This is a genomic window from Mycobacterium sp. (assembly GCF_040509115.1).
Taxonomy (GTDB): Bacteria; Actinomycetota; Actinomycetes; order Mycobacteriales; family Mycobacteriaceae; genus Mycobacterium.
Genome location: NZ_JBEVLO010000389.1, coordinates 1 through 7,023, shown reverse-complemented (window position 1 = coordinate 7,023; position 7,023 = coordinate 1). Strand labels below are relative to the sequence as shown.

The 7,023-nt window shown below is 68.5% G+C and carries 8 protein-coding genes; 3 read left to right on the top strand and 5 right to left on the bottom strand.

What is annotated here, in order from left to right; translation table 11 throughout:
• Positions 1 to 24: 24 nt before the first annotated feature.
• From ABW137_RS26835 to hrcA, 4 genes are all read right to left on the bottom strand, one after another.
• Positions 25 to 225, bottom strand: coding sequence for a hypothetical protein (locus ABW137_RS26835; protein WP_526404509.1), 201 nt, complete (start codon positions 223 to 225; stop codon positions 25 to 27).
• Positions 226 to 389: 164 nt separating this feature from the next.
• Complete coding sequence (locus ABW137_RS26830) at positions 390 to 1,139, bottom strand: 16S rRNA (uracil(1498)-N(3))-methyltransferase (protein WP_526404508.1); 750 nt, start codon at positions 1,137 to 1,139, stop codon at positions 390 to 392.
• Between the two features lie 44 nt (positions 1,140 to 1,183).
• Entirely contained in the window at positions 1,184 to 2,335 is a 1,152-nt protein-coding gene (dnaJ, locus tag ABW137_RS26825) for a molecular chaperone DnaJ (protein WP_526404507.1), read from the bottom strand.
• Between the two features lie 46 nt (positions 2,336 to 2,381).
• A complete protein-coding gene (gene hrcA, locus ABW137_RS26820; protein ID WP_526404506.1) occupies positions 2,382 to 3,413 on the bottom strand; it encodes a heat-inducible transcriptional repressor HrcA in 1,032 nt (343 codons plus the stop codon).
• A gap of 123 nt (positions 3,414 to 3,536) precedes the next feature.
• On the opposite strand from hrcA, the gene ABW137_RS26815 reads away from it, so the two are divergent.
• Positions 3,537 to 3,851 carry a type II toxin-antitoxin system VapB family antitoxin gene (locus tag ABW137_RS26815; RefSeq protein ID WP_526404505.1) on the top strand — a complete coding sequence of 105 codons (315 nt, stop codon included), beginning with the start codon at positions 3,537 to 3,539 and terminating at the stop codon, positions 3,849 to 3,851.
• 9 nt (positions 3,852 to 3,860) lie between these two features.
• Here ABW137_RS26815 and hemW read toward each other — a convergent pair whose 3' ends face one another.
• Positions 3,861 to 5,045, bottom strand: coding sequence for a radical SAM family heme chaperone HemW (gene hemW, locus ABW137_RS26810; protein ID WP_526404504.1), 1,185 nt, complete (start codon positions 5,043 to 5,045; stop codon positions 3,861 to 3,863).
• A 95-nt stretch (positions 5,046 to 5,140) separates the two neighbouring features.
• Between hemW and ABW137_RS26805 the strand changes: the two genes are divergently transcribed.
• A complete protein-coding gene (locus tag ABW137_RS26805; RefSeq protein ID WP_526404503.1) occupies positions 5,141 to 5,245 on the top strand; it encodes an Ms4527A family Cys-rich leader peptide in 105 nt (34 codons plus the stop codon).
• Between the two features lie 128 nt (positions 5,246 to 5,373).
• Positions 5,374 to 7,023 (top strand): nitrite/sulfite reductase (locus ABW137_RS26800; protein ID WP_526404502.1); only part of this gene is annotated, 1,650 nt, incomplete at its 3' end.

Here is a 7,023-nt window from a genome sequence, read left to right as displayed (position 1 = left end):
CCCCTTCTCGGTGCGAAGCAGACGTCAACGGATCTGCTGCACGGCGCGATCGGTCTGTACATCGTCGACCCAGGGCTTGATGACGTGGCGCAGGTCGTGCTGCCGGTCGATTCCCGCCGAGAACCCGGTGCCGGTCGGGACCGTCGCCTGAGCAGGAGCAGCCAACCCCAACACCCCGGCCATCAGTCCGCCCGCGACGATGGCGGTGAATCCGAACTTCTTCATACTCGGTGCTGCCTTCTTTCGTTACCTCTTGTGGAGCGCGGGCCACCGACCGGGAAGGTCTTCAGACCGCACGAAGGTAAAAACGCAGTGGTCAGGGGTTTAATTCCGGCGGAGGCAATGGGTTGGCAGTTGCCTTGATCACGTCCGGTTGGCACGCCGAAGGGCTACGGACGCAGTCCCCAACGCGCCGTCAACGCGCCGAGGGCGCCGAGCGCGACCGCCGCGGCGGTGGAGGTTCTCAGCACACTCGGGCCCAGCCGGACCGGGGTGGCGCCCGCGGCGGTCAGCGTCGCCAATTCGTCGTCGCCGATGCCACCTTCCGGGCCGACGAGCAGCATCACCGACGCGATGCCGTCGAACGTCACCTCGGTCAGGGGTTGGCTCGCGGACTCGTGGAGCACCAGGACCGTCGCCTGCGACGCACCCACCTCGGCGGCGAGCTCCTTCGTCGACACCGGGCCGGACACCGAGGGAACGAAGGGCCTGCGGGACTGCCGCGCCGCCGACCGCGCCACGGCCTCCCAGCGCCGCAGCCCCTTCTGCACCTTGGCCTGCCCGTCCCAGCGGGCCACGCACCGGTCCGCCTGCCACGCCACGAAGGCGTCGGCACCGGCCTCGGTGGCCAGCTCGACGGCCAGTTCGGACCGATCGGACTTCGGCAGCGCCTGCACGACGACGACCTCGGGGGACGGCACGGCGGCGGTCCGCAGGTCCAGCACTCTGGCGCTCAGCAGGCCCTTGCCGACGTTCTCGACGACGACGTGCGCCAGCCTTCCTGCGCCGTCACCGAGATCGATCTCCTCGCCGACCCGGATACGCCGCACGTTGGCGGCGTGGAAGCCCTCGTCACCGTCGACGACGGCGACCTCCCCGACCGCGGGCAGGGTGTGGGTGTAGAAGAGCGCGCGGCTCATCCGCACTCCCCGCCGTCCCGCCCCAGGCGGCTCAAACGACCGACCTACCTGCCGGTGAACGTCTCGCGCAGCCGGTTGAACAGGCCGCCGTTGGACGGAGTGGCGCGCGTCGACTTCACCTCGGCCACGTCCCGGACCCGGTGGTTCTTGAGCTTCTGAAGCAGCTCCGTGTCCTGTTGGTCGAGGCGTGAGGGAACCACCACCTCGACGTGGGCGTGCAGGTTGCCGCGAACTCCCGACCGCACGTTGGGCATGCCGTGGCCGCGCAGCGTGGTCATGGCCCCCGGCTGGGTCCCCGGGGTGATGGCGATCTCGGTGGCGCCGTCGATGATCGCCTCGACGGTGACCTTGGTGCCGAGGGCGGCGTCGACCATGGGCACCGACACCGTGAAGTGCAGGTCGTCACCGTCCCTGACGAAGACGTCGTGGGCTTGCTCGATGATCTCCACGTGCAGGTCGCCAGCGGGTCCACCGCCGGGCCCCACCTCGCCCTGACCGGCCAGTCGCACCTGCATGCCGTCACCGACACCCGGCGGGATCTTCACGCTGACCTCCCGGCGCGCGCGGACGCGCCCGTCGCCTCCGCAGCGGTGGCACGGATCGGGTATCACCTCGCCGACGCCAGCACACACCGGGCAGGGGCGGCTCGTCATGACCTGGCCGAGCAACGACCGCTGCACCGACTGCACTTCGCCCTGGCCGTGGCAGGTGTCGCAGGTGACTGCCGTCGAGTCACCGTGGGTGCCCTTGCCCTGGCACAGGTCACACAGGATGGCGGTGTCGACCGTGACCTGCTTGGTCACGCCGGTGGCGCACTCCTCCAGGTCGAGCCGCACGCGCAGCAGTGAACTGGCGCCGGGACGGACCCGGCTCACCGGCCCACGGGAGCCACCCCCGCCGAAGAACGCCTCGAAGACGTCGCCGAGGCCGCCGAATCCACCACTGAAACCACCACCGAAGCCGTTGGCCGCGGCCGCGCCCTCCATGGGGTCGCCACCGAGATCGACGACGCGGCGCTTCTCGGGATCGCTGAGGACCTCGAACGCGATGCTGATCTCGCGGAACCGGGCCTGCGCCTCCTCGTCGGGGTTGACGTCGGGATGCAGCTCACGGGCGAGCTTGCGGTACGCCCGCTTCAGCTCCGCATCGTTCGCGCCCTTGCCGACCCCAAGCAGGCCGTAATAATCGCGTGCCACGCCAAACCCTTCTCAAGCTTCTTCACGCCGGTCCGTGCCGACACCCCTAGCGGGCGCCCAGGACCTCGCCTATGTACAGAGCAACTGCGGCGACGTTGGAGATGGTTCCCGGATAGTCCATCCGAGTGGGACCCACCACACCCATCCCGCCGAAGACCTTGCCCGAGCTGCCGTACGTGGTGCTCACCACCGACGTTCCCGCCATCTGCTCGGCCGCGGTCTCGTGGCCGATGCGCACGGTTACCTTACCGGCCTCCTGCTGCGCGGCCAGCAATCGTAGGACGACGACCTGTTCTTCGAGGGCCTCGAGCACCGACCGCAGGGACCCGCCGAAGTCGGAGGTGTTGTGCGTGAGGTTCGCCGTGCCACCCAGAAGCAAACGTTCCTCGCTGTGCTCGACGAGCGTTTCGACCAGCACGGTCGCCGACCGGCCGACCGCGTCACCGAGCCCGCCGTGGCCTACCAGCTGCGACGCCAGGTCCGACACTGCGATCGAGGCCGTCGTGATGGGCTTGCCCTCCAGCGCCTGGCCGAGACGCTCCCGCAGCTGGGCCAGCTGCACGTCGTCGATCGCGTCGCCGAGCTCGACGATCCGCTGGTCGACCCGCCCTGAGTCGGTGATGACCACGAGGAGCAACCGCGCAGGGGTGAGGGCCACCACTTCCAGGTGACGGACGGTTGACGTCGACAGGGTCGGATATTGCACGATCGCCACCTGGCGGGTGAGCTGGGCCAGCAACTTCACCGCCCGGCGAAGGACGTCGTCGAGGTCGACCCCGGACTCCAGAAAGGTGAGGATCGCGCGGCGCTCACTCGACGACATCGGCTTGATGTCGTCGAGCCGGTCGACGAACTCGCGGTAGCCCTTCTCCGTGGGCACCCGGCCCGAGCTGGTGTGCGGCTGGGCGATGTAGCCCTCGGCCTCCAGCACGGCCATGTCGTTGCGCACCGTGGCGCTGGACACGCCCAGATTGTGGCGTTCGACGAGGCTCTTCGAGCCGATCGGCTCCTTCGTGGACACGAAGTCGGCGACGATGGCACGCAGTACCTCGAAGCGACGGTCGTCGGCTGTACCCATGATTCACCTCCTGGTCGACACCATTTTACGTTGACGAGCAGCGGGGACGCGCCGCGACGCGGGCGGCCGCCCATTGCGCGGCGATCCGGATAACCTTCTGGGCATGCGCAGGCCGGCTCGCCGATGATCTTCAAGGGTGTTCGCGAAGGCAAGCCGTACCCCGATCACGGCCTGTCGTATCGGGAGTGGGCACAGATCCCACCGAGGCAGATCCGGCTCGACGAACTGGTCACGACGACGACGGTGCTCGCCCTGGACCGCCTGCTGTCGGAGGACTCCACGTTCTACGGCGACCTGTTCCCCCACGCGGTCAGGTGGCAGGGCGTCATCTATCTCGAAGACGGTGTGCACCAAGCGGTTCGGGCGGCGCTCCGGAACCGGCCGGTGCTGCATGCGCGGGTGTTCGACATGGACCTGCCGTTGTCCGAGCAGACCTGACTCCGGCCCCTAGTCGAGCAGATCCCTGACCACGGCGTCGGCGAGCAACCGGCCGCGGTCGGTCAGCACCAGTCTGTCGGCGTGGCGGTCGACCAGCCCGTCGGCGACGACGGTATCGACCCGGGCCCGTTCGTCGGTCGACAGCGTCACCACCGGAAGGCCGCTGCGCAATCGCAGCCGCAGCATCACGTCCTCGGTGTGCCTGGCCGCGTCGTCGAGGACCTCGAAGTCGGCGACGGGCAGCCTGCCCTCGGCCAGTGCCGAGGCATATGCGTTGGGGTGCTTGACGTTCCACCACCGCCGCCCTTCGACGTAGCCGTGAGCGCCGGGACCCGCGCCCCACCACTGCCCGCCGTCCCAGTAGCCTAGGTTGTGCCTGCACTCTCCGCCAGGCCTGCTCCAGTTGGACACCTCGTACCAGTCGAAGCCGGCCGCCGACAGCCGGGCGTCGAGCAGCTCGTAGCGCGTCGCCAGCACGTCGTCGTCCGGTGCGGGCAGCTCGCCGCGGCGGACTCGCCGGGCCAGAGCGGTGCCGTCCTCCACGACCAGCGCGTAGGCCGACACGTGGTCGACACCAGCCCCGATCACCGCGTCGATCGAGCGGGACAGGTCGTCGTCGGTCTCCCCCGGCGTGCCGTAGATGAGGTCGAGGTTGACGTGGTCGAAGCCCTCGGCGCGGGCGTCGGCGACCGCGGTCAGCGCGCGTCCTGGCGAATGCACCCGGTCCAGCGCGGCGAGGACGTGCGGCGCGGTCGACTGCAAGCCCAGCGACAGGCGGGTGAACCCCGCGCCGCGGATCTCGGCGAGGAAGGCGCGCGACGTCGACTCCGGGTTCGCCTCCGTCGTGATCTCCGCGTCGGCGGCGATGGTGAAGTTCTCGCGGATCGCGTCGAGCACTGCGGCCAGCCTCGACCCGCCCAGCATGGACGGGGTGCCGCCGCCGACGAACACCGTGGCGACGTCCGGTAACGGCCCGTCGGTCCCCCTCGCTCCGTTCCCCCTCGCTTCACTCCCGCCCAACGTGGCGGCCGCCAACGCCAACTCGATGCGCAGCGCCGCCAGCCACCCGTCCGGGTTCGCGCCGCCCAGCTCGGCTGGGGTGTAGGTGTTGAAGTCGCAGTAGCCGCAGCGAGTCGCGCAGAACGGCACGTGAACGTAAATGCCAAAGGGGTGCGGCGGCCCGTCCACGAACATGGGTACCAGTGTTCCAGAGCCCACCAGAGCAGACTTTTGCTCACCACGAGCGCAAAACTGGCCCGGTTGGAGCTGGCAGGTCGCTTCGTGGCACAATGGCCGACGTGTCTGCCGCCCTCAGCTCGAGCACCCGCGTGTCGCTGGTGGTTCGGCGGCACGTCGACTTCAAGCGCGTATGTAGCTGTTGCTGTCTGCCTTGACTGTGTTAGATCTCGGAGAACTGACCATCCTGTAACTCAGCTGGCCGCCGGATCTGCGCCGCGCCGGCCAGCCACCGGTTTTCAGTCGCGATCCGCACGCCGGCTCCTCCCCAGAAGGGGCCACCGACATGACCCAGGCCGAATCCAAACCAGCCCCGGCATCCAAGCCCGTCAAGCGCCCCAAGGGCGAGGGCCAGTGGGCACTTGGCTACCGGGAGCCGCTCAACCCCAACGAGCAGTCCAAGAAGGACGACAACCCGCTCAACGTCCGCAGCCGCATCGAGAACATCTACGCCAAGGGCGGCTTCGAGAGCATCGACAAGGGCGACCTCCGCGGGCGGTTCCGCTGGTGGGGGCTGTACACCCAGCGCAAGCCGGGGTTCGACGGCACCTGGACCGGTGACGACAACACCGACATGCTCGAAGACGAGTACTTCATGCTGCGCGTCCGCTGCGACGGGGGCGCACTGACCACGGCGGCGCTGCGCACCCTCGGCGGGATCTCGACCGAGTTCGCCAGGGACACCGCGGACCTGTCGGACCGCGAGAACGTGCAGTACCACTGGGTGCGGGTCGAGGACATGCCCGAGATCTGGCGTCGTCTCGACGAGGTGGGCCTGCAGACCACCGAGGCGTGCGGGGACTGCCCCCGCGTCGTGCTGGGGTCGCCGCTGGCCGGCGAGTCGCTCGACGAGGTCATCGACGGCACGCCCGCCATCGACGAGATCGTCAAGCGCTACATCGGCAAGCCCGAGTACTCGAATCTGCCGAGGAAGTTCAAGACCGCGATCTCGGGTCTGCAAGACGTGGTCCACGAGGTCAACGACGTCGCGTTCATCGGGGTCGTTCACCCCGAGCACGGCCCCGGATTCGACGTCTGGGTCGGTGGCGGCCTCTCCACCAATCCCATGTTGGGCAAGCGCCTCGGCGCGTGGGTGCCGATCGACGAGGTGCCCGACGTGTGGGAGGCCGTGGTGTCGGCGTTCCGCGACTACGGCTATCGCCGGTTGCGCGCCAAGGCCAGGATCAAGTTCTTGATCAAGGACTGGGGCATCGAGAAATTCAGGGAAGTCCTCGAAAGGGAATACCTGAAGCGCGAACTCATCGACGGTCCCGCCCCCGAGCCGGTGACCCGGCCGATCGACCACGTCGGCGTGCAGAAGCTCAAGAACGGACTCAACGCGGTCGGCGTCGCCCCCATCGCGGGGCGGGTCTCGGGCACCATCTTGAGCAAGGTGGCCGACCTCGCCGAGGCCGCAGGCTCCAACCGCGTTCGGTTCACGCCGTACCAGAAGTTGATCATCCTCGACGTGCCCGACGACAAGCTGAGCGAGCTGACCGTCGGACTCGATGCGCTCGGGCTGCCGTCGCGGCCGTCGCACTGGCGCAAGAACCTGATGGCCTGCACGGGCATCGAGTTCTGCAAGCTGTCGTTCGCCGAGACCCGCAAGCGGTCCCAGACCTTGGTTCCCGACCTGGAGAAGCGCCTCGCGGACATCAACGCCGATTTGGACGTGCCCGTCACGATCAACATCAACGGGTGCCCGAACTCGTGCGCCCGCATCCAGATCGCCGACATCGGGTTCAAGGGCCAGATGGTCGACGACGGTAACGGCGGTCAGATCGAGGGCTTCCAGGTTCACCTTGGCGGCAGCCTGGGGCTGGACAGCGCCTTCGGCCGCAAGCTGCGCCAGCACAAGGTGCTCTCCACCGAGCTCGGCGACTACATCGAGCGGGTCGTTCGCAACTTCGTGAAACAACGCGACGACGGCGAGCGT